Origin of the sequence: Actinoplanes philippinensis, assembly GCF_900113015.1 — a bacterium.
In the GTDB taxonomy this organism is placed as follows: Bacteria; Actinomycetota; Actinomycetes; order Mycobacteriales; family Micromonosporaceae; genus Actinoplanes; species Actinoplanes philippinensis.
This window is the reverse complement of the sequence record NZ_FONV01000025.1, coordinates 1-22,930: the sequence shown is the minus strand read 5'-3', so window position 1 is coordinate 22,930 and position 22,930 is coordinate 1. Positions and strand designations below refer to the sequence as shown.

Annotated in this window: 17 protein-coding genes; 7 read left to right on the top strand and 10 right to left on the bottom strand. The window is 73.2% G+C overall.

Features of this window, described 5'->3' with window-relative positions; translation table 11 throughout:
* The first annotated feature begins 190 nt into the window (after positions 1-190).
* Positions 191-2,428: an exo-beta-d-1,3/1,6-glucosidase gene (locus tag BM290_RS42555; protein WP_093621681.1), complete on the top strand. Its 2,238-nt coding sequence runs from the start codon at positions 191-193 to the stop codon at positions 2,426-2,428.
* Here BM290_RS42555 and BM290_RS42550 read toward each other — a convergent pair.
* Positions 2,421-3,107 carry a winged helix-turn-helix transcriptional regulator gene (locus tag BM290_RS42550; RefSeq protein WP_093621680.1) on the bottom strand — a complete coding sequence of 229 codons (687 nt, stop codon included), beginning with the start codon at positions 3,105-3,107 and terminating at the stop codon, positions 2,421-2,423. The genes BM290_RS42555 and BM290_RS42550 overlap by 8 nt on opposite strands.
* 73 nt (positions 3,108-3,180) lie before the next feature.
* On the opposite strand from BM290_RS42550, the gene BM290_RS42545 reads away from it, so the two are divergent.
* A complete protein-coding gene (locus BM290_RS42545; protein WP_093621679.1) occupies positions 3,181-3,978 on the top strand; it encodes a class I SAM-dependent methyltransferase in 798 nt (265 codons plus the stop codon).
* Positions 3,979-4,015: 37 nt separating this feature from the next.
* Here BM290_RS42545 and BM290_RS42540 read toward each other — a convergent pair whose 3' ends face one another.
* Entirely contained in the window at positions 4,016-5,002 is a 987-nt protein-coding gene (locus BM290_RS42540; RefSeq protein ID WP_239144083.1) for a GNAT family N-acetyltransferase, read from the bottom strand.
* A gap of 60 nt (positions 5,003-5,062) precedes the next feature.
* On the opposite strand from BM290_RS42540, the gene BM290_RS42535 reads away from it, so the two are divergent.
* Entirely contained in the window at positions 5,063-5,785 is a 723-nt protein-coding gene (locus tag BM290_RS42535) for a SanA/YdcF family protein (protein WP_177320131.1), read from the top strand.
* Positions 5,786-5,955: 170 nt separating this feature from the next.
* On the opposite strand, the gene BM290_RS42530 is transcribed toward BM290_RS42535, so the two are convergent.
* The 6 genes from BM290_RS42530 to BM290_RS42505 are packed head-to-tail and all read right to left on the bottom strand — an operon-like array spanning position 5,956 to position 16,844.
* Positions 5,956-6,597, bottom strand: a complete 642-nt coding sequence (locus BM290_RS42530; protein WP_093621678.1) for a GNAT family N-acetyltransferase — start codon at positions 6,595-6,597, stop codon at positions 5,956-5,958.
* 1 nt (position 6,598) lies between these two features.
* Positions 6,599-9,025 (bottom strand): hypothetical protein, encoded by a 2,427-nt coding sequence (locus BM290_RS42525; RefSeq protein ID WP_143134146.1) that lies wholly within the window; start codon positions 9,023-9,025, stop codon positions 6,599-6,601.
* Positions 9,022-10,137: a VWA domain-containing protein gene (locus tag BM290_RS42520; RefSeq protein ID WP_093621676.1), complete on the bottom strand. Its 1,116-nt coding sequence runs from the start codon at positions 10,135-10,137 to the stop codon at positions 9,022-9,024. Before BM290_RS42520 ends, BM290_RS42525 begins: the two co-directional genes overlap by 4 nt.
* A complete protein-coding gene (locus BM290_RS42515; RefSeq protein WP_093621675.1) occupies positions 10,130-12,445 on the bottom strand; it encodes a DUF5682 family protein in 2,316 nt (771 codons plus the stop codon). The genes BM290_RS42520 and BM290_RS42515 overlap by 8 nt, the downstream gene beginning before the upstream one ends.
* On the bottom strand, positions 12,442-13,542 hold the full coding sequence (locus BM290_RS42510) for an AAA family ATPase (RefSeq protein WP_093621674.1): 1,101 nt from the start codon (positions 13,540-13,542) through the stop codon (positions 12,442-12,444). Before BM290_RS42510 ends, BM290_RS42515 begins: the two co-directional genes overlap by 4 nt.
* The gene (locus BM290_RS42505; protein WP_093621673.1) at positions 13,539-16,844 is read right to left on the bottom strand and encodes a DUF4132 domain-containing protein; all 3,306 of its coding nucleotides are present in this window, start codon (positions 16,842-16,844) and stop codon (positions 13,539-13,541) included. Before BM290_RS42505 ends, BM290_RS42510 begins: the two co-directional genes overlap by 4 nt.
* A gap of 397 nt (positions 16,845-17,241) precedes the next feature.
* Here BM290_RS42505 and BM290_RS42500 point away from each other — a divergent pair, with 397 nt between their 5' ends.
* Positions 17,242-18,000 (top strand): GNAT family N-acetyltransferase, encoded by a 759-nt coding sequence (locus BM290_RS42500; RefSeq protein ID WP_093621672.1) that lies wholly within the window; start codon positions 17,242-17,244, stop codon positions 17,998-18,000.
* A gap of 128 nt (positions 18,001-18,128) precedes the next feature.
* Positions 18,129-19,190 (top strand): DUF3616 domain-containing protein, encoded by a 1,062-nt coding sequence (locus tag BM290_RS42495; protein WP_093621671.1) that lies wholly within the window; start codon positions 18,129-18,131, stop codon positions 19,188-19,190.
* 19 nt (positions 19,191-19,209) lie between these two features.
* Here BM290_RS42495 and BM290_RS42490 read toward each other — a convergent pair whose 3' ends face one another.
* The gene (locus BM290_RS42490; RefSeq protein WP_093621670.1) at positions 19,210-20,622 is read right to left on the bottom strand and encodes an FAD-dependent monooxygenase; all 1,413 of its coding nucleotides are present in this window, start codon (positions 20,620-20,622) and stop codon (positions 19,210-19,212) included.
* A 108-nt stretch (positions 20,623-20,730) separates the two neighbouring features.
* On the opposite strand from BM290_RS42490, the gene BM290_RS42485 reads away from it, so the two are divergent.
* Positions 20,731-21,324 (top strand): TetR/AcrR family transcriptional regulator, encoded by a 594-nt coding sequence (locus BM290_RS42485; RefSeq protein ID WP_093621731.1) that lies wholly within the window; start codon positions 20,731-20,733, stop codon positions 21,322-21,324.
* Positions 21,325-21,348: 24 nt separating this feature from the next.
* Here the strand turns inward: BM290_RS42485 and BM290_RS42480 are convergent, their stop codons facing one another.
* Positions 21,349-21,729, bottom strand: coding sequence for a winged helix-turn-helix transcriptional regulator (locus BM290_RS42480; RefSeq protein ID WP_239144082.1), 381 nt, complete (start codon positions 21,727-21,729; stop codon positions 21,349-21,351).
* 145 nt (positions 21,730-21,874) lie between these two features.
* Between BM290_RS42480 and BM290_RS42475 the strand changes: the two genes are divergently transcribed.
* Positions 21,875-22,729, top strand: coding sequence for an NmrA family NAD(P)-binding protein (locus BM290_RS42475; protein WP_093621730.1), 855 nt, complete (start codon positions 21,875-21,877; stop codon positions 22,727-22,729).
* The last annotated feature ends 201 nt before the right edge of the window (positions 22,730-22,930 follow it).

Genomic DNA, 22,930 nt, shown 5'->3' with positions numbered 1-22,930 from the left:
TCACCGTGCGTAATCAATAGACTTCACTGCGTCCGATCCGCTTAGGACCTTACCGACACCTCCTAACAATCGCCTCCCACAAAGCCTTCCCGGCGGATGAAGTTCCGGAACCGTAGCGGGGTGCCGGAACCGGTTCCGTACGTGGAAGACTCCGAACCGTTCGCGTTCGGCAGACCCATCGGAGAAACTCATGCCCTTGCCATATCAGGACTCCTCGCTCCCGGTGCGAGAGCGTGTCGAGGATCTGCTGGGCCGGATGACTCTTCCCGAGAAGGTCGGCCAGATGCTCCAGCTCGACGCCCGGCAGGACATCGGCGAGATCGTCCTGGAGAAACTGGCCGGATCGATCCTGCACACCTCCCCCGCCAAACTCGTCGAGGCCGCCGAGCTGGTCTCCCGGACGCGGCTGCGGATCCCGCTGATCACCGCCGAGGACTGCATCCACGGGCACGCCTTCTGGCCCGGCGCCACGGTCTTCCCCACTCAGCTCGCCATGGCGGCCTCCTGGGACTCTACGCTCGTCGAACGGGTCGCCCGGGCCACCGCTGTGGAAGCCGCCGCCACCGGCGTCCACTGGACCTTCTCACCGGTCCTCTGCATCGCCCGTGACCTGCGGTGGGGCCGCGTCGACGAGACGTTCGGCGAAGACCCGTACCTGATCTCCGAGCTGGGCGCCGCCATGATCCGCGGATACCAGGGCGACGGCCTCACCGACCCGACCGCGATCCTGGCCACCGCCAAGCACTTCGCCGGATACTCCGAGACCCAGGGCGGCCGCGACGCCAGCGAGGCCGACATCAGCCGCCGCAAGCTGCGCTCCTGGTTCCTCCCGCCGTTCGAGCGGGCCGCCGCCGAGGGCTGCCGGGTCTTCATGCTCGGCTACCAGTCAATGGACGGCGTCCCCATCACCGCCAACAAGTGGCTGCTCAACGACGTCCTCAAGGAGGAGTGGGGCTTCACCGGCACCCTCGTCACCGACTGGGACAACGTCGGCCGGATGGTCTGGGAGCAGAAGGTCTGCGCCGACTACGCCGAGGCCGCAGCGGTCGCCGTCAAGGCCGGCAACGACCTGATCATGACGACGCCGGCCTTCTTCGAAGGCGCTCAGGAGGCGATCCGGCGCGGCATCCTCGGTGAGGACGACATCGATGCGGCGGTACGGCGGATCCTGCGCCTGAAGTTCGAGCTGGGCCTCTTCGAGAACCCCCGCACCCCGGACGCCGCCCGCCAGGCCGAGGTCATCGGCAACCCCGCACACGTGGCCCTCAACCTGGAGATCGCCCGCCGATCCCTGGTTCTGCTGCGCAACGACGGCGTGCTGCCCCTCGCGGCCGCCCCGTCGAAGCGCATCGCGCTGCTCGGCCCCAACGCCGACGACGTGTCCACCCAGCTCGGCGACTGGGCCGGCGACTCCGGACAGGTCGACTGGCTGCCCGACGGCCACCCGCGGGAGCTGACCACCACCGTCCTCGACGGCCTGCGTGAGCTGCTGCCCGACGGCTGGCAGCTGGACTTCGACCCGGCCGTGGAGATCGAGAAGCTCGTCCCCGACCCGGAGGGTGAGACGTTCCCGGACGGCCAGCCCCGCCCGCCGATCTCGGTGGGCGTGCCCGCCGACCCGGCCCGCATCGCCGCCGCGGCGGCCACCGCAGCCGCCGCCGACTACGCGATCGTGGTCGTCGGCGACACCGTCAACCTCAACGGCGAGCACAAGTCGACAGCCACCCTGGAACTCCAGGGCGGGCAGATCGCGCTGCTCGACGCGGTCGCCACCACCGGCACCCCGATGATCGTCGTGCTGATCGACGGCAAACCGCACGCGCTGCCGGAGTCGGCGCTCGGCGCGGCCGCGATCGTGCAGGCGTTCAACCCGGGCATGCGCGGCGGGCAGGCGATCGCGGAACTCCTGCTCGGCCTGATCGAGCCGACCGGGCGGATGCCGATCTCGGCCGCCCGGCACGCCGGACAGCAGCCGGTCTTCTACAACCAGACCCGCGGCCAGCACGGCTCCCGGTACGCGGACCTCACGCAGGACCCGCTGTTCGCCTTCGGTGAGGGGCTCAGCTACACGACCATCACCTACGACGGGCTCAGCATCGAGGAGCCGGACGTGGCCGCCGACGGAGTGGTCCGGGCCACCGTGCGGCTCAGCAACACCGGGACCCGGCCGGCGCTGGAGACCGTGCAGGTCTACGTCAGCGACCTGGTCACCAGCGTCACCTGGGCGAGCCGCGAGCTGAAGGCGTACCGGCAGGTCACCGTGCCGGCCGGGGAGAGCGTCACGGTCGCCGTCGAGGTGGCGGCCGCGGACATCACGCTCGTCGACGCCGACGGGAAGCGGGTCGTCGAAGCCGGTGACTTCGAGCTGCTGGTCGGGCCGAACTCACGGCCGTCGGCGCTGCTCGCCGCCAAGTTCCGGATCAGCTGACCGGTTGCGGCCGGGGGACGGCGGCGAAAGCGAACTGCCGGAACCACGCGGGCAGGGCGCGGCGCAGCTCCTCCGGCCCCTGGAACGCCAGCTCACCCGACCGCAGGCCGGACGCCCACGTACGCTCCCCGCGCCACACGTCGGTCAGGCAGCGCAGGTCGGCGGTCACCAGCACGTCCACGTCGTGACCGGGGTCGACATCACAGATGTCGGCCTCGGCCGGCGTGATCACCAGCCACCAGTCGCGTACCCTCGCCGGCGCCGCCGGGAACCGGAACTGCAGCACCGTGCGCCGGGCCGGCACCGCGCCGTGATCCACCGACCGGTGCATGTCCCACAGCAGCAGCTTCGGATCCAGGTCACGGTCGCCGAGTTCGGGAATCCACCGGGTGCCCCACTCGCCCAGGGCCACCACGATCGGCCGCAACTCCAGGCCCGCCGTGGTCAGCTCGTACTCCACCTCGGCGCCCGACTCCCGCCGCTCGACCACACCGGCCGCGGACAGCTGCTGCAGCCGCCGCGACAGCAGCGTGGGCGACATCCGTGGCAGCCCCCGCCGCAGATCGTTGAACCGGCGGCTCCCGGCCATCAGCTCCCGGATCACCAGCATCGTCCACCGCTCGTCGAGCAGCTCCATCGCCTTCGCAACCGGGCAGAACTGCCCGTACGACGCACCCATTCCGGTGGTCTCCTCTCGCCGGTACACATCGTGTACTAGGCCGGGCCACCCGCGGATCCCTACTGTCGGTGACATGACGACAACTGTGAAGACCAAGCACCGTGCCATGTGGGCCTCCGGCGACTACCCAGCGGTCGCCTCCGAACTCGTCGCACCCCTCGGACCGGCGCTGGTCGAAGCCGCCGGCATCGGCCCCGGCCAGAAAGTCCTCGACGTCGGCGCGGGCACCGGGAACGCCGCCGTTCCCGCGGCCAGGACCGGCGCCACCGTCACGGCCAGTGATCTCACCCCCGAACTGCTGGCCGTCGGCGAGAAGAACTCCCCCGTCGGCCTGACCTGGACCGAAGCCGACGCCGAGGACCTGCCCTTCGAGACCGCCGCCTTCGACACGGTGATCTCGTGCATCGGCGTCATGTTCGCGCCGTTCCACACCGCGGCCGCCGGGGAACTGGTCCGGGTGTGCCGGCCCGGCGGCACCATCGGGCTCGCCAACTGGACCCCGGAAGGCTTCATCGGGCAGATGTTCGCGACCATGAAGCCGTACGCCGCCCCGCCCCCGCCCGGCGCGCAGCCGCCGCCGCTGTGGGGTGACCCGGCCCACCTCGCGTCCCTGTTCGGTGATCACGTCACCGGCGTGACCGTGGAACGCCGCTCCCTGCGCGTCGACCACTTCCGCACGGCCGCCGCGTTCCGCGACTACTTCAAGAGCAACTACGGCCCGACGATCGCCGTCTACCGCAACATCGCCGACGATCCGGCCCGCGTCGCCGCCCTGGACGCCGAACTCGTCGCCCTCGCCGAACGCCACGACACCGGCGACGGCGCCATGGACTGGGAGTACCTGCTCTACACGGCCCGCCGGGCCGGATAGTTCCCCCACCCACCGCCGGTCGTGTCACTCGCCGGGGTCAGCGGCGGCGGGCGGCGGCAACCCGCCGGGTCGCAAACCCCAAGCCGGTGTACGTGGCCACCGCCGCCGTGTTCCAGTAGTCCACCAGCAGAGCCACCCGCTCCCGGCCGGGCAGCAGCTCGTCGGCGACGAACGCGCAGATGTCCGCCCCGAGGCCCCGCCCGCGCGCCGCTGGGCGGGTGGCCACCCCCGACATGAACCCGATCTCCGGCGTCGACCACGCCTCGGCGGCGACCGTCAGCAGCTCACCGTCGAGGCCGCGGATACCCGCCCAGCGCCGCACCGCGGGGTCGCCGGGCCACGCATAGGACTCCGGATAGGCCTCCCGGATCAGCGCGGTCACCTCGGGCCATTCCTGCTTCCCGAGCCAAACCGGCCGAAGCCCCGCGGCTCCTGTGCCCGCACGCTCATCCGCCTCGGTGGCACTGCCTCCGACGACGCCGGCCTCATCCGCCTGCGTGGCAGAGCCTTCGAGGACCTCGGCCGCGTTCGCCTGCACGGCACCGCCTGCCGCGTGCGCCCCTCCGCTCTCGAGTCCGTCGCCACGCGCCCGCCCCCTGTCGGATCCGTCGCCGCACGCCCGCCCGCTCTCGGATCCGTCGCCACGCGAGCGCCCGCTCTCGGATCCGCCCGCGTGCGCGCGCCCTCTGCCGGGTCCGTCCGCTCCCGTGCGGGCACGCTTGACCGGCTCCGTGGTCTCCATCCACGCGAACGTGGCGCTGACCTCCAGCTCCGGGATCCGGGCGACGACTTCGGTGACCAGTTCTTCCGTACCGAATGGGCGAAATGTCTCTCCGGTCTCCGCCAGGACCTGCCGCAGAAGCCCGGCCACCGCCTCCGGCTCGCCGTTGATCACCAGCCGGTCCCACCGCGACAGAGCAGCGCAGGCCACGACGACCGCCTCCGGCCGCCGCCACACCCGGGCGCCCGGCGCCGGCAACGCCCATCGAACCAGCGGATCCCGATCAGGCGCGATATCGATCATGGCCACATGCTGCCACCGAGCCTCCCCGGCCCGTTGACGCCGTCTGCCATCCTCGGACCGATGCGGATCCGCCCCGTTCTCCCGGCCCAGCTCAAGGCACGTCTGCGCACGCTTTTCCCCTGGCGGCGGCTACGCCGCCTGATGGCGATGGGCACGGTCGGCGGTGTGGTCGCGGTCGCCGTCGCTCTCGCCTGCGCCCATTGGGTACGGACCTCCGCCGACGGCCACATCTACGACGTGTCATCGGTGCCCGACGCCCCGGTGGCGCTGGTGCTCGGCGCCCAGGTCGGCGACGACGGCCAGCCTTCCGCGTTCCTGGCCGCCCGCCTGGAGATCGCCCGCCAGCTGCTGGCCAACGGCAGGGTGAAGGCGATCCTCGTCTCCGGCGACCACGGCCGGTGGACCTACGACGAGCCGGGCGCCATGCAGTCCTGGCTGGTCGATCACGGCGTACCCGCCGACCGGGTGGTCCTCGACCACGCCGGATTCGACACCTACGACTCGTGCGTCCGCGCCCACAAGATCTTCGGCGTGAACAAGGCGATCGTCGTGACGCAGGCCTTCCACCTCCCCCGGGCCGTGACCCTGTGCCGGGAGCAGGGCATCGAGGCCACCGGTGTGGGCGACGACAGCGTCCGCGTCTTCGAGGCGATGTGGCTGCGAGGCGAGGTCCGCGAATACGGCGCCGCCGTCAAGGCCGCCGCCGACGTGCTGACCGCCCGAGACCCGGTCTTCCTGGGCCCGCACGAGACAGGCGTCGAGGAAGCCGTCAGCCGCGGCTGAAGTCCCTACCCGGTCAGCCACCTCCTCCCCGATCCGCACGGCCTCAGGCCTCTCAGCCGCGCCGCGCCGCCGTGAGTCCGGTTCCCGGCGGGCATCGCTGACATTTCTCCACGCCCGGAAACGCGCACGAACCGCGCTGTCATCGGAACGACCGCAGCGGCCCGGCTTCGTCAGGACAGTGGCGTCGCCCGAACCGTCGCGGCCCGGCCGTGCATGATCAGGACGTCGGTGCTGCCCGTGGCGTTGCCGGATCGCCAGACGTGCCGGTGCGGCCCGACCGTCACGAAGCCGAGCCGGCGGTAGAGCCGGATGGCGCCCGCGTTTCCCACCTCGACCTCGAGGCTGAACTCGGCGAATCCCCGGTCGGCGACCAGCTGTGCGACATGCCTGATCATGGCGCTGCCCACTCCACGGCCTCGAAGGTCCGGGCGGACCTCCACGCCGTAGAGCATCGGCCGGGCGGTGTCGTCGCAACCGCCGCCCCACCGGACGCCGGCCGCGCCGACCACCACTGCCGCACCGGGACCGACGGCCACCACGAACGTCTCCGACCCCTCGGCGGCCGCCGCGAACCGGCGGTCCAGACGCTCGGGATGAGGCCAGAACTCCAGAACCGCCTCCCGATCCGCGGAGACAGCGTCCCGGAACACGGCAGGAGCCCCGCCCTGGAGTCCGGCCGCTCCGGCCGCTCCGGCCGGGTCGGCCCCTTCGGCCGGGTCAGCCGCTCCGGCCGGGTCGGCCGCTTCGGCCGGGTCAGCCGCTCCGGCCGGGTCAGCCGCTCCGGCCGGGTCGGCCCCTTCGACGCTCGCCATGTCAGAGGAGGTCCGCGGCAAGGCTCACCCGCAGGTAGGCATCGGCCCAGGCGTTAGCCGCATCGATGCCTGGGTCAGGGCTCAGCTTGGCGGAGACCTCATCGAGCGCGGACGCCACCCGATGCAGTCCGACCCTGGCGAGCAGGCCTCGGGTACTGCTCAGCCGGGCCGCGAACGTGGGCGGCAGATGCGCGAGGCCGCTGTGGGCCGCTTCCGCCAGCAGATCCCGTGCTGCTGCCACGGCCTCCGCCAGCACGTCCGTCCCGTCATCGCTGTCCCACACCTCGACACCGGCCGCGCCACCGGCGGTCCCGAAAGTCGGCTCCGAGACGTCAACGACGACCGGCCCCGAAGCATCCGAGTCCCCTCCAGCGTCCGAAGCGCCCAACCGGCCCTCGGAATCCACAGCATCGAGGCGACCCGCTGCGTCCGGAACTCCCCGGCCATCCCCCGAATCCGGAACGCCTGACCGACCCGCTGAGTCCGAGACGCCGGGATCACCTTCGGGGACAACAGCCGAAACGGTGGCAGGCCCACCGTCAGCCGGAGCAGTGGCAGGCCCACCGTCAGCCGGAGCGGTGGTGGAGGTCAGGGCGGCGGGCGTCGTCGCGAAATCGGCGGCGGTGGCCAGGTCAGGGATGACCGGCGGGCCGTCGGCGGCGATCGCGTAGGGGTCGATCACGACTCGGCCGCCGCTGCGGTGGACACTGCCGGCCACATAGCGGGGCTTGCCCCGCCGGCCGCCCAGGGCGGCGGCGACCGCGTCCAAGCGGCCCGGAGCGACCGCGGCGTGGGTGGCGACAACGGTGGCCGGGTTGCCGTGGACGTCCAGGATCTCCACGGTGAGCCGCTGCGCGCCGGGTGAGTAGTGGGTCGCGCCGACCTGGGCGATCGCCAGGACCCGGACCAGTTCGGCGCGGACGCGGGCCCGGACCGGGCGGGGCGGCATGGCGTCCAGGTCGGCGGCGAGGCGGGCGTAGTCGCGCACGAGCAGACCGTCGGGCAGGCCGTCCCAGGCGCCGTGCGAGGCCGTGACGGTGGACTTCGCGACACGGCTGGCGCTCAGCCGCACCGCCCGGCTGGCGCTGCGGACCGCGGACTCGGTCACCAGCGTTCCGGCGGCCACCGCGGCGACGGTTGTCCCGGCGATCCGGCGGCGGGCCAGGGCGGGGCCGTCGTCCGGTGTCGTCCACTGCCGTTGGGAGACGAGGACGACGCCGCTGGCCGGCTGACCGTGGAAGATCTCGACACGCCGCTCGTCGTCGATCGCGGTGACCCGGGCGCCGAGGCCGTCCAGCCGTACCCGGCGAAGTGGCGTCTCGGCCGCCTCCTCGGAGCCGAGCACCCGGGCCCGGGCCGCGGCCCCGCCGTCGGCGCCGGCCGCCCGGTGCCGGGCGAAGAGTTCCGCGAGCAGGTCGGCGAACAGTTCCGGGGAATAGCGGGCGCTGCGGTCCCGATAGGCGGTGAGCTGCCCGGCCAGTTCGGTGGCGGCGTCGAGCGGCCACCGAAGGCCGGCCCGCTCCAGCGCGGTCAGCTGGCCCGCGGCGGTGGCGGCGAGACCGGCGCCCGAGTGGACCGCGCCGCCCCGCAGCACCTCGGCGGCGAACTCGACGAGCGCCTCCAACCCGGAACCCGCGTTCGGGCCGGTCCCGGCGCCCCCGACGTCGATCACACAGTCGGTGGCGTCCGGTTGCTGCTCGTCGGCCACCCGGAACGCCCAGACGGCGAGCGCGATCACGTCGTCACGTACCCCGGCCCGGGCATCGGTGTGCACGTAGCCGAGGTCGCCGGGAACCAGGAACCGCACGGTCGCCGCGGGCAACTCGACCACCGGCACCGGGCCACGCCGCACCCGCGCCGTGTAGCCGGCTCGCTCGGCCCGGCGGGCCGCCGTGACAAGGCGGGCCCCGATCCGAGCGGTCACCTGGTCATCGGTGAAGGCGCCCGGTGACCAGGCAATTCGTTCCGATGCTCGCACCGGAGCCGCGACCGAACCGCCCCGCGGCCCCGCCCCGGCAGGCGAACCGGCCGCGTCTCGGGAGGCAGCGAGACCCGAGGACGAAGAGTCGGAGACCACGGCGGAGGGGCCGGAGGACGAAGGAGCGGAGGACGAGGCGGGAGGAGTAGAGGCCGAGGGTGCGGCAGCGGGCGCTGTCTGATATGCCAGGATCAGGCCGATGAGGTGGCGGCAGACGCCCGTAGCCCCGCAGGTGCAGCCTCCTTGTTCGAGACCGCCCTGCGGCAGCGTGGCCCGGACGCCGTCGCTGAACTCGGCGATGATCGCCGAGCCGTCGGCGGAGAGCGCGGGTGGTTCCCGCTCGACCTCCCGGGTGGCTCGCTTGACCAGGCCACGGTTGGCGAGCGCGGCCAGGGCGTCGGCGTCGAGGGCACGTAGGTCGGCCCGGACGGGCAGGGTACCGGTGTTCATCGTCCCACCCGTTCCGCGACGAATCCGGCGAGCTCGCCGGGGGTCATGGCGCCGACCCAGGCGCCCACGTCCGCGAGTCTCTGCGCGCAGGCCCGGTCGTACGCCGGATCCGCGTTCTCGTCGAGGGCGGCGAGCCCGAGCACGATGCTGCCCTGCTCGACGAGCTCACGAACCGCCCGCACCAGCCCGGCCTCCGAGCCGCCCTCGAAGAAGTCGCTGACCACCGCCACGATCGTGCGTCGTGGCTGCTCGACGAGCTGGGCCGCATACCGCACGGCGCGGGCGATGTCGGTGCCGCCGCCGAGCTGGGTCTTCATCAGCAGCTCGACCGGATCGCTGACGTCGGAGGTGAGGTCGACGACCTCGGTGTCGAAGGCGATCAGATGGGTCCGGACGCCCGGGAGCCCCCACAGGCACGCCGCGGTGATCGCCGAGTGGATGACCGACGACAGCATCGACCCGGACTGGTCGACGAGCAGAATGACCTGCCACTGGTTGAGCTGCCGCCGGGTCCGCGACGCGAAGTACGGCGTCTGCACATACACCCGCCGCTCGTCGGGCCGGTAGTTGCCGAGGTTGGCCCGCAGAGTCCGCCGGGCGTCGAAGTCGCGGGCCTGACGGAACCGGCTGGCCCGCCGGGACCGCGCGCCGGAGAAGCTCTGCTGCACCTCGGTGGCGAGCCGTCGCATCAGGTCACGGACGACGGCTTCGACCAGCCGCCGGGCGAGGCGGAGCACCTCGGGGTTCATCAGGTGTTTGGTACGCAGCACGGCCCGCAGCAGCGCCGGGTTGGGCTCGATCCGTTCGAGGACGCCGGGATCGGTGACGATGTCGTCGATCTGGTACCGCTCGACGGCGTCCTGCTGCAGCCGTTCGACCGTCTCCTTGGGGAACAGCCGGGTGATGTCGTCGAGCCAGTCGACGGTGGTGAGCTGGGACGGGCCGCTGCCGCCCTCACGCCGGATGTCCCGGCGGCTCAACTCCTCGTCGCGGCCGTAGAGCCAGTCGAGGGCCGCGTCGCGCCGGCTGTTCGCGCCGTCGAGGCCGCCCAGGCAACCGCCCGCCGGCGTGCCCAGGATGAGCCGCCATCGTTCCAGGCCGACATCAGTCATCGGTCCTCCCCATGGTGATCAGCCCGGCTCGGACCAGGCGTTCTTCGACGGTCTCGTCCAGCGCCATCCCGGCCGCCACCGTCTGCGGCGCGACGGTCGTGCGGAGCAGGTCGCGGCCCGAGCCGGCCAGCCCTCGCCGGGCCAGCAGCTCTTCGGCGATCGTCTCCCGCTCGCGGGGCGGGAAGTACTCGAAGGCCTGCCGCAGCGCGGGCAGGGCGACCAGGAAGTCGTCCGCCCCGAGCCCGCCGACCAGGTCGTCGAGCAGAGCGAGGATGCCGCCGGGCGAGAGCACGTGCTCGCGGGCGACGCCGAACAACCCGGCCAGCCAGTCCCCCGCGGCGCCGCCGGTGAACGCGCCGCGCACCGCTTCGTCCGGCTCGGGGAAGAGCCCGGCGGGGTCGTCGTCACCGAGCAGCGAGCGCCCGAGACCGTAGAACGCGCCGCGCAGGTCGGGCGGTGCGGCGCGGTCGGCCGCGATGCGGCCGGCGATCTCGACAGCGGCGGTACGGTCCACGCCCAGCACCGCCGCGTGCAGCACCGCGTCCCGCACCGCCACGACTGCCGCGATCCGTGTCCGGTCGGCCGCTGCTCCCGGCGCGTGCCAGCCCTCGGCGAGCCACAGGATCCGGCGGGCGCCGGCGGCCACGACGACGCCGAGGGCCACGCTTCCGGCGGTGCCGAGGAGCCGGTCGTGCCGCCAGAGCGCCAGCGTGACGGCCAGGACCCGGCCGAGGACGGACAGGTCGCCGGCGGTGGCGATGCCGCGTTCGAGCCGGGCGGGCACGTCGGAGCCGAGGTCGGTGACCCCGCACAGCGCCGCGTCGAACAGCGCGTCGGCGATGCCGCCGAGGTCGCCGCCGGCCTCGTCGATCCGCTGGGCGATCCGGGTGGTGGCCGCGGCCTCCAGGGTCGGGCCGTAGCCGCCGGCCTCGATGAGCGCGGCGAGCCGATGCTGGTGCCGCTGGACGGTCCACTGCTCGCGCAGCACCGGGTCGATGCCGGTGGCGGGCCCGGAGTCGCGCCGGAACCCGGGGATCTCCAGGACGCGCAGCCGGTGCAGGACCCGGCTGACGGTCCGGCCGTGCGGGTCGGTCAGGTCGGCGGTGTGCTCGCCCGGCCGGTCGAGGCCGTACCGCTCGATGTCGGCGGTGGCGGCGTGCACCAGCGGCGGCAGCGGGGTGTCCGGGTGCAGCCGGCCGACCCGGTCGCCGCTGAGGGCGGCGGTCATCTCGACGACCGCCGGATGCTGCCCGGCGCTGACGGCGCCCCGCACCGCCCACGGCAGCGGCACGTCGAGCGCCTCGTTGACCAGGGCGGAGGCCAAGCCGTCGAGGACGTCGACCCGGGACGGGCAGTCGTGGCCACGGAGCCGGGCGAGGGCCTGGGCACCGGTCCGGGCAGCGATCAGGTCAGCGGTGGAGACCGGCTGGCCGCGCCCGCGCAGCCGCCCGGCGACCGCGGTGATCAGGTAGCGGGCGGCCTCCTCCGGGCCGCTCTCCCAGAGCCGCTGGTAGAACTCGGGGGACGGCATCCCGGACTGGTAGCCGCCGAACGCGTCGAGGCGGCGGAACGAGTACGGCACGAGGTAGCTGCCCGCTGTCGCTCCGGCCGGTGGCGCCGGCACCTCGGGCCACCCCGCCGGCCCCGCACCGGTGCCGGCACTGTCGGACCCGGTGGCGAGACGGAGCAGGGCCGGCCGGTGAAAGCCTCCGACCACGGCCACGACCGGGCGGCCCTCGGCCGCCACCTGAGCGGCGCGGATCCACCGGGCCATGTACGCCTCACGCGCCGTGTCCGAGGCCCCCGCCGCCGAGTCGCCGCGGATCAGGTCGAAATAGGCTTCCAGCCGTGGCCCGACCTCCTCGGCCGGCCCCATCTCGATGACGTGATCCCAGAGGGCGTCGCTGTTGTCGACGCCGAACTCGGCGCACAGCCGTTCCACCGCCTCGGCGTAACGCAGCTCGGCGTCGGCATACCGGTTGTCCCGGTCGGCGAACGCCTCGTGCCATGCCGGCAGGTCGATGAACCGCAGCTCGGCGCCGCACTCGCGGCCGGCCCGCAGCGCCTCCCACTCGGGTGAGTACTCGCAGAACGGCGCCCACGAGCCGTGCCGCCGGTGCTCGTCGAGGTAGCTGGTGAAGACCGCCACCGGCAGGTCGTGCCCGAGCAGCAGCTCGCCGATCCGCGCGTTCATGTCGGCGGGGCCCTCGATCAGCACGTGGGCGGGCCGCAGAGCGGCGATCGTCGAGCCGACGAGGCGGGCGCAGGCGGGGCTGTGATGCCGGACCCCGATGACGGTGAGGCTCATCCGCCGGGCAGTTCCCGGCGTGCGTCCCGCAGCTCACGCCACTGCGGTCCGGTACGCCACGAGGTGTGCTGCTCCAGGTAGCGGCGCAGTTTCGCCAGGTCCTCCGGGCTGTCCTTGGCGGCGGTGCCGGCCAGGCAGGACACCAGGTCGGCGGCGTTGCCGGTGTCGCCGCGGAGGAACCAGCCACGCAGGCCGACGGCGTGCGCGACGGAGACCGCCTCGGCGGTGCTCATCACCGCGGACAGCCGTTCCATCTCGTCGCCCCGCGAGGTCCGCCCGGCCCGCAGCTCCCGGAACGCCGTGACCAGCACCTCCAGCACGTCACGCCGGGGTGGCGCGGTCACCCCGGACCGGCGCAGCAGGGTGCCGGCCTCCGCTTCGACCAGGGACAGCTCGGTGTCGAAGTCGGCGATCGGGAAGACCGTCTCGAAGTTGAACCGCCGTTTCAGCGCCGAGCTCATGTCGTTGACACCACGGTCGCGGGTGTTGGCCGTGGCGATGATGTTGAAGCCCTCCTTGGCGAACACCATGCCGCCGTCGCCGGGCAGCTCCGGGACGGCAAGCACCCGGTCGGAGAGCGGGGAGAGCAGACAGTCCTGCACCTCCAGTGGGCACCGGGTGATCTCCTCGAAGCGGACCACCTGCCCCTGGGCCATGCCGCGCAGCAGCGGAGCGGGGACCAGCGACCGCTCGGTGGGGCCCTCGGCGACCAGGAGCGCATAGTTCCACGAATACTTGATCTGGTCCTCGGTGGTGGCCGCGCCGCCCTGGATGGTGAGCGTCGAGTCACCGCTCACGGCGGCCGCGAGCAGCTCGGAGAGCAGCGATTTCGCGGTGCCGGGATCGCCGACGAGCAGCAGGCCGCGGCTGGTGGCGAGGCTGACCAGGGCCCGGTCGATGAGGGACGGATCGCCGACGAACTTGCGGGTGACGCCGAGCCGCTCGTCGCCGACGATGAAGGCGCGGGCAGCCCGCAGGCTGAGCGCCCAGCCCGGCGGGGTGGGCGCGTCGTCGGCCGCCCGCAGGCGGGCCAGCTCGTCGGCATACCGCACCTCGGCGGGCGGACGCTGGACGTGGTCGGTGGTGGTGACGGTCATGCGAGCACCTCGGTCAGATCGCGCAGCGCCTCGGCCGCGGTGATGGGGTCGAGTTCACGGAGACGGTCGTCCTGGTCCGGACGGAACCAGTGGTGGGCGCCGGCGGCGGCCACGAAGATCGCCTCGACGGTCTGGTCGCCCAGGACGTCGATCGCGCCGACGGCGATGCCCGGGTCGATGGCGAGCACGAGCTGCCGGTCGCCCGGCAGGTCACGCTCGAACCAGCCCTGGACCCCGCCGTCCTGTGGGCTGCCGCGCCGCCAGCCGCGCCGTTCCAGGCCGAGCAGGGCGGTGGTCGGCGCCGTCCGCCCGATCAGCGCCGCCGCGCGCTCCGGGGTGAGCGGCTCGACACCGCGGCCGAGCTGCGGGAACGGCTGGAGGATCTCGTAGTCGGCGAAGACCTCCGCCCACGCGGCCAGGTCGTCGCCGAGGTGCAGCGGGTGGGCGATCCCGACCTGGTCGCCGTCGCCGAGGGTGACCGTCTCGTCGGTGACATCGGCGAGGCTGCCGTCCTCGGCCAGGCGCAGCCCCGCGCCCGGCCGGCCGGTCGCGTCGAAGCGGACCCAGACGAGCCGGCGGACCAGGTGCCGCAGCAGCGGGTGGCCGGCGAGGAGCCGGCGGAAGTCCGAGCCGGTCCAGCGGCGCTGGGTGACCATCGCCTGCTCGAGCCGGCGGACCTGGTCGGTCGCGATCGCCCGGACGTCCTTCTTCAGCGCGGTGAACCGCTGGAACGCCTCGGGGGCGAGCACCGGATCGTCCTGGGCGCCCGGTTTGGGCAGGGCCTTGAGGCGCTTGCCGCCGGCGTCGGCGACGAACGGCCTGAGCTGCTCGTCGAAGCCGACCGTGAAGGTGCGCCGCCCGTAGTCGAGGACCAGGTTGCCGGCGCTGTCCAGCCCGAGGTCGGGCACCAGCCGGTCGGCCAGCTCGTCGGTGGTGAGCCCGAGCTCGGCCGCCAGCTCGGCGATCTTCTCCCCGGCGCGTTCCTTGAGCGCCCGGAACTTCACCTTCTGTGCGATGCCGTGGAGATACATCAGAGCGACGTCGGTGCCGATGGTGGCCAGCACGTCGAGGCCGGCGACCGCGCGGGTGTGGCCGCCCTCGCCGGGCCACGCGCGGATCACCGGGGCCAGCCTGCGGACCGTCTCGTCGTCGCCGAGCAGGCCGAGGGCGTCGAGCGCCCAGTTCTGCTTCGCCGGGTGGCCGGCCTCGCGCCACTCGGTGAACAGCGCCCAGCCCAGCTCGGCCAGATCGGTGGGCTCGCACGCGGCGGTGACCAGGGCAAGTCCCGGATACGGGCTGTCCATCCGGGAGATGGCGAGGATGGTCAGAACGTGCCGGACCGACTCGACGGGCAGCCGGCCGCGGTCGCCGGTGAGCCGGACCGGGGGCATCACGGCCGGGTTGGCCCAGTCGGGCAGCGGCGGCATCGGCGAGGGCAGCAGGTCCAGTGGGTCGACGGCCAGGATCTCCTCGACCGCGGCTGACGTCTCCGGCCCGGACCCGGCGGCGGCAGCGCGCACCGCGGCCGCGTGCCCGGCCCGGGCCATCGCCCGCAGCGCGCCCTCGGCGTCGGAGCGCGCCTGGCCGATCCTGCCCACCGCGACCGGCACCAGGACACGGGCCGCGACGGCGGGGTGCCGGGTGAGCCAGGTCAGGGCGACCGGCCGGACCGAGCGCACCCGCGCGAGCCAGCCGGCCATCAGCAGCGCGACCTCCGGCCCGGCGACCGGGGCCAGCAGGTGGGCGGCCGCCGTCGGGGCCCGGCGGGCGACGTCGACGAGCGGCGGGACAGCCGCCGCGCCGTAGCGGGCCAGCACCTCCGCTCCCCACTCGGCGGCGTCGTAGTGGTGGGTCGGCCGCCAGGCGGCCACCAGGGGCAGCGTCACCTCGTCGGGGCCGCGGACGAAGAGGTCGATCTCGTCCCACCCGTTGGAGGCGCTGGTGCCGAGCCGCCGCGCGACGGCGGCCCAGTCGTGGGCGCCGCCGTGCCGGGCCGCCCAGGTGCCGGCCGCCCAGGCCGCACGCTCGCCCGGCGCCCACTCGACGGTGACCGGGACGTCGCTGGTCAGGCCGGTGACGACGAGCGGTTTGCGGGGCGCCGGGGCCAGCCAGGGCGGGCTCACCAGGATCGGCGGCAGATCCTCGGGGGCGGCCGCGCCGGCGTCGGCGGCGAGCAGCACGGCGTGCGCGGCGTCGAAGCGGACGGCGGCCGCCTCGGACAGCACGGGACGGACCTCGGCCGCCAGGGGCCGATGGTTGGCCAGGTGCCGGTGCAGGAGCCGGTCGGCGCCCGGCGTCTCGGCGAACAGGCGCAGGGCACGGGCCGGGTCACGGCCGGCCGCCTCGGCGAGGGCCGCCGGGACGCCGGGGTGACCGGCGCGCTCGACGAGGGCGGTGAACGCCGTGTCGCCGCCGACCGCGGCGAGCAGCGCCAGCAGTTTCCGCCGGTCCTGTGCGTCGAGGGACGGCGAGTCGAGCCAGGTGGCCAGCGACGGGGCGGCGGCCGGGCCGAGCGTCGCGGTGAAGGTGTGGATCCGCTCGCTCTCGGAGAGGGCCGCCCAGGGTGACAGCTGCCCGGCGAGAGCGGAGGCGAGCGGCTCGGCCGACACCACGGTCAGCAGCAGGCCCTTCAGCGACTCCCGGCCGCCCAGGGCCGACACGGTGGCGCAGATCTCGTCGGCCCAGGCGCTCTCGTCCGGCGCGATCACCGACACGAGCGCCTGCTGGGACAGCGACGGGCCACGCGAGCGGCCGAGCGCGGCGACGACCGCCGCATACTCCTCCGGCGCGGCGGCCACGACGGCCCGGCGCAGGTGATACGCCATCCGGATCGCGACCCGGGTGCCGAAGCCGTTGGCGTCGGCGTCAGGCACCGAGCGGGTGATCGCGGCCTCCGAAGGCGATGAGCCGAGGTGGAACCCGGCCAGCTCGACGGTGGCGGCCGCGGCGAACGCCAGACCGTGCCGGGCTCGCCAGAAGTCGGCGAAAGCGGTCAGCTCGTCACGCCGGAGCCACGGGAGCGCGCCACCCACGCCACGGGCCACCACCGCCGCGCCGAGCGGGGTGGCCGCCGGGCCGCCCTCGAGCCAACCGTGCCCCGCCTCGGCCAGATCGCCCGCGATGAGGCGGTGGCGCAGGGCCGAACGCACGTCGCCGTCGAACGCGGTCAACAGCTCCTCGACGGCTCGGACGTCGGCCGCCCGGGGTCTCGGGGCTGACGGCGCGGCACCCCGCCGGGGCAGCACGAACCGCTTCCACGCCGACGGCACGACGAACGCGCCGGAGCCCACCGCTTCGGTCACCGGACCACTCCCCCGATCTCGTTCCAGGACGACGGCTGAACCCTAACGACCCCCACCGACAAAATTCGGGACGGCTCCCGCACGCATGGACGGCGATGGACTTACTGTCCTCGATGGACCAGAGTGAGGGTCGTCGGCGCGGGCCGCGCAGGCGGCCGGCCCGCGCCGATGCTCGCCGCCGGGCCGGGTTGCGCGCGACGGCCGGTTCGTGAAAGCCTCGTCGGGCGATCGTGCGACAGAGCACGATCCCGATGCATTCGAGAGAAGTGAAGCCTGTGATCGCCGCCCGGCCAGTCGGCCGTCGCTGAGCGTTCTCCGCCAGCGGCGGTCCTGCGTAGTCACGTGTGTCCCCTCGCAGGGGTTTCCTCATCGTTCTCTCGAAAAGGCTTACTTCACCATGGATCTGCGCATCCAGCGCTCCGTCGTGTCCCATCTCCGTACCCGTCCGAAGGTCATCGAGGTCGGCCCGTTCGTGCTCGGCCTCGACCCGGACACCGAAAGTCCCTTCATCAACTACGCGTCACCGCAGCCGGGCGCCCCGATCACCGCGGCGGACATCACCGAGCTGATCAGCGCGTTCACCGAGGCGGGCCGCAAGCCACGCCTGGAATATGTCACGAGCTGCGCCCCACAGCTGGAGGACCTGCTGGTCACGGCCGGGTTCGCCGTCGAGGAGCGCAACCAGTACCTGATCTGCCCACCGGAGCGGCTGACCGTGTTCCCCGCGCCGGCGGGCCTGACCTTGGAGGAGCCGTCGACCGACCCGGACCGGGCCGCGGTGGTCATCGCACAGAACGACGCCTTCGGCGACCTGCCACCCGAGGATCCGGCGGCCGCGGTCGCCCGGATGCGGCGTAACCAGGAACGCGGCGGGGTGGTCCTCGGCGCACGCACCACCGATGGCGAGTGGGTCGGCGGCGGCCAGGCCGCGCCGCCGAGCGACGACGTCAGCGAGGTCGCCGGGATCGCGGTGCGCGCGCCGTTCCGGCGTCGCGGGCTGGGCGCGGCGATCAGCGCGAGCGTCACCCGCCGTCTCTTCGACCGTGGCGTGGAGGTCGCCTGGCTGGAGGCTTCGGGCGACGACTCGTGGCGGGTCTACGAGCGGGTGGGTTATGTCCCAGCTGGTCACCGCCTGTACATCTCGCGGGAGATCTGACCCCCGGGCCGCGAAACGGCCGGTCCGTCCCGGGCCGGCCGTGACCGGCCATGATCGATCCGAAAGTCCATGTGGACAGGACTCTATGTTCGACCTGGTCCGATGCGCGGCGGTGCGACGATGTGGCCATGACGGTCGACGACACGGTGCGGCTGCGGTTCTCCGACGAGTCGCAGGCCGCGGCCACCCACACCAACCTCTCGGCGGTCCGGCTCGACGGCCGGGCGCTCTGGATCGCCGGCGACGAGACCGCGACGATCGAGCGGCTGCTCGCCGACGACGCGGAGCGGCCGGCCGAGTTCGGGCAGGAGACACGGTTCCGGCTGGCCGACTTCGTCGACCTGCCCGGCGCCGACGCCGACGAGGAGGCCGACGTGGAGGGGCTGGCCCGGACCGGTCACTTCCTCTGGGCGATCGGTTCGCACAGTCTGCGCCGCAAGCAGATCAAGGACCGCCACGACGGGCCGAAGGCGCTGCGCCGGCTGGCCCGGATCGAGGGGCAGGACAACCGGCAGATCCTGGTCCGGCTGCCGGTGACCGACGTGGACGGCGTGCCCACCCCGGTGCGGGAGATCACCGTCGACGGGGTGCGGCACCGGGCCGCCGCGCTGAGCGCCCGCGACGACCTGCGGCGGCTGCTGCGTGACGACGAGCACCTGGCGCCGTTCCTGCCGATCCCGGGCAAGGACAACGGGCTCGACATCGAGGGCATCGCGGTCCGCGAGGACCGGGTCTTCCTCGGGCTGCGTGGGCCGGTGCTGCGCGGGTGGGCGTTCGTGCTGGAGTTGCGGCCGTACGTGCTGGCCGACGAGCCGGGGAGACTGCGCCTGCACCGATTCGAGGACGGGTTGCCGTACCGCAAACATGTCCTTGATCTTGATGGTCTGGGTGTCCGCGACCTCTGCCCGGCCGGGAACGACCTGCTGGTGCTGGCCGGACCCACGATGGACCTGGACGGGCCGGTGCGCATCTACCGCTGGCACGACGCCTGTGTGGCGGAGATCCCGACGATCGTGCGGCACCACCTGATCAGCCGGGTGATGGAGCTGACCTACGGCGAGGGCGACGACCACGCCGAGGGTCTGAGCCTGATGGGTACGGACCGGGTGCTGGTGGTCTACGACAGCCCGGCGGCGGTGCGACTGGAACCGGACGGCGCGGTCATCGCCGACGTGCTGAAACTGCCCTGACACCGCCGGCCTCAGCGCATCAGGCGACGCCGGCCGGGCCCGACGAGGTGACCCGCTCCGGGCCGAGGAAGCGGGAGACCTCGGTGGCCGCCGCCGTGGCGGGGCCGCGCCAGGCCACGTAACCGTCGGGGCGTACCAGCACCGCCTCGGTCGTGCCGGAATCGGGCGTGGCCACGAGGAGGCGTTCGGCGTACCCCGGGAAGGGTTGCGGGGTGACCAGCACGTGCCGCCCCGATCGCAGCGCCTCGTAGAGGCGGCCCCCACCGCGGAGGGTGACGTCCCCGGCCCGGGGCGCGCCCGGATATCCGATGCCGACGCCGGAGATGACGCCGGTGGCGCGCCGCACGACCGGCGGAAGGGCGAGCAGCGCCGCCCCGGCGGTGTTGCGCAGGTGCCGGGCGGCCACGGACCGGATCATCGCGAGCCGGATGAGGGCGCCGCTGCTGCGCAGGACGAGCCGCCCGACCGGGTGGCGTTCGGACTGGTAGGTGTCGAGGAGGCCGGCCGGCGCCCATCCGTGGATGGTGGCGGCGAGTTTCCAGGAGAGGTTCGCGGCGTCCTGGAGGCCGGTGTTCATGCCCTGGCCGCCGGCGGGTGAGTGCACGTGGGCGGCGTCGCCGGCGAGGAACACGCGGCCGACCCGGTAGCGCGGCGCCTGCCGTTCGTCGCTGTGGAAGCGGGACAGCCAGCGGGCCTCGGTGATGCCGAAGTCGGTGCCGTGGACGCGCCGGGTGACCTCGCGCATCTCGTCCAGGGTGACCGGGACGTCGTCGGTGACCTGGTGGCGGCGGTCCCAGGCGAAGATCCGATACCACCCGTCGCCGAACGGCGCGACCATCGCGAACGCGTCGCCGACGGCGTTGACGGCCAGGACGTCGTCGGGCGGGGTGGCCAGGCGCACGTCGGCCAGCATGATCGAGGTGAGCACGGAACGGCCGGGGAAGGGCAGGCCGAGCGAGCGGCGCACGGTGCTGTGGGCGCCGTCGGTCCCGACCACCCAGTCGGCGGTGACGGCGCGGTCGCCGAACTCCAGGACGACGCGCTCGCCGTCCTGCCGCAGGGAGTCCAGGCGCGCGCCGCGCTCGATCCGCGCGCCCGCGGCCAGGGCCCGCTCCTCGAGCGCCGCCTCCACCCGGTACTGCGGGGTGATCAGCAGGTACGGGTAGCGCGACGGCAGCCCGGTCAGGTCCAGCCGGATCCGGTCGAACAGGCGCAGATGCTCGACCCGCGCTCCACCGGACACGATGCCGTCGGCGAGACCGCGGGCGTCGAGCATCTCGAGGGTCCGGGCGTGGACGCCGAACGCGCGGGTCAGGTTGGACGTCTCCGACCGGCGCTCGAACAGGGTGACGGGCACTCCGGTCCGGGCCAGGTCTCCGGCGAGGAGCAAGCCGGTCGGGCCGGCTCCGATGATCGCGACGGTGGTGTGCATGACGACTCCCCATTCGTTTGCCAACACTTGTTGGCACGACCATAGGCACGCCCGGAAGATCAAGTCAACGGTTGTTGGCAAACGGGTGTTGGCATTAGGGTGGTGACCATGACAGCCCGCCGTTCCGACGCCACCCGGGCCGCCATCCTGGTCGCCGCCCGGGAGCGCTTCGCCGCTGACGGATTCGAGCGCGCCACGATCCGCGCCATCGCCGCCGACGCACGCATCGACCCGTCGATGGTGATGCGCTACTACGGCAACAAGGAGGGGTTGTTCGCCGCCGCGGCCGATTTCGACCTGCGCCTGCCCGACCTGGGCGACATCGCCGCCGACCGGGTCGGCACCGCGCTGGCCCGGCATTTCCTGGATCGCTGGGAGGGCGACGACACGCTGATGGCCCTGCTGCGCACGGCGGTCACCAAGGAGGCCGCGGCCGAGCGGATGCGATCGGTCTTCGCCCAGCAGGTCGGGCCGGTCGCCGCCCGGCTCGCTCCGGATCCCGGGCAGGCCGCCACCCGGGCCGGCATGATCGCCACCCAGATGCTGGGCTTCGCCCTGTGCCGCTACATCCTGCGGCTGCCGCCGGTGGTGACTCTGAGCCCGGACGAGGCCGCCGCCTGGCTCGCCCCGACCATCCAGCACTACCTGACCGGCGAGGCGGCGGCCGGCGCCGAGGAGACGGGCCGGAGAGGACAGCCGTAAGCGCTTCGCCCGCGAGTCCGTCCGCTAATTCCCGGCGCGCTCGTCGTACCTCTTGCGGGCGTCGACGACTTCCTCGATGTGCTGCGTCGACCACTCGGTGAGCGCCTTCAGGGGACCGCGCAGGGTCTGACCGAGCGGCGTCAGATCGTACTCCACACGGATCGGGGCCTCCGGAAACACCGTCCGCCGGATCAGCCCGTCACGTTCGAGCGTGCGCAGCGTCTGGGTGAGCATCTTCTCGCTGATCCCCCCGAGCTGCTGGCGCAGCTGCGTGAACCGACGCGCCCCGTGCCTGCCGAGCTCACCCATCACCAGGACCGCCCACTTGCTGCCGATCTGGTCGAGCACGTCACGCGACGGGCAGCCCCGCGTATACGGGTCCCACGAGGGTGTGGACTCGCTCACTTCCCGGACCGTCGCCACAAACCTCACCTGGATCCTTTCGCCCCGGTGCGCACCTTACCCGAAAGTTCGCCCTTACCAAAGGAGAGCGACCAGGTCATCGTGGGTCCACAACGCGGAAGTCCCGCGGCAGAAAGGTGTGACCGCCATGTCGATCGTCGTCACCGCAGCCTCCGGAAATCTGGGCCGGCTCACCGTCGAAGCGCTGCTGACCCGTGGGGTGCCGGCCTCGCAGATCGTCGCGACCAGCCGTGACATCAGCAGGATCAAGGACTTCGCCGACCGCGGTGTCGAGATCCGCCGGGCCGACTTCGCGGAGCCCGACAGCCTCCCCGCAGCCTTCGAGGGTGTGGACAAGCTTCTGCTGATCTCCACCACGACCCCGAGCGAGCGCGTCGCCAACCATCGCCGCGCCATCGACGCCGCGGCGGCGGCGGGCGCGTCGCTGGTCGCGTTCACCAGCATGCTGCACGCGGACACGTCCACCACCAGTCTGGCTTCCACCCACTGGGCCACCGAGGAGTACCTGCGCGAGCGCCTCCCCGGCGTGATGCTGCGCAACGGCTGGTACCTGGAGAACTACACCGACCAGCTCTCTCAGGTGCTGCAGGGCGGAGCGCTCGTCGGGGCCGCCGGCCAGGGCCGGATCAGCGCTGCGGCCCGAGCCGACTACGCCGACGCCGCAGCGGTCGTGCTGAGCACCGAGGGGCACACCGGCAAGGCGTACGAGCTGGGTGGCGACGAGGCCTTCACCCTGACGCAGCTGGCCGCGGCGATCTCGGCCGCGACGGGCAGGCGGATCGGCTACACCGATCTGCCGGTCGACGAGTTCGCCCAGGTGCTGGTCGACGCGGGCGTGCCCGCCGAGCTGGCGCAGGTCCTCGCGGACGCCGACCGCGCCATGAGCCAGGACGAGATGTTCACCGGCTCCGGCGACCTGCGGCGCCTGATCGGACGGCCGACGACGACCCCGGCGGAGGCGATCGCCGCAGCCCTCCGCTGACCGGGCGCTGCTGCGTCGTCCCACGTGAGTAAGAGCCGGCTGGACAAGAGAAAGCCGGGCCGGTGGGAAACCACCGGCCCGGCCTCCTCGTGTTTTGACCGTTCTTTGGGCAGGGTGGTCTGGCGGTGTGGTGTGGGTGTGTTCGTGGTGCGGGGTGAGGGCTGTCATTTGCCCTTGTGGATGGCGTTGCGGCGGATGACT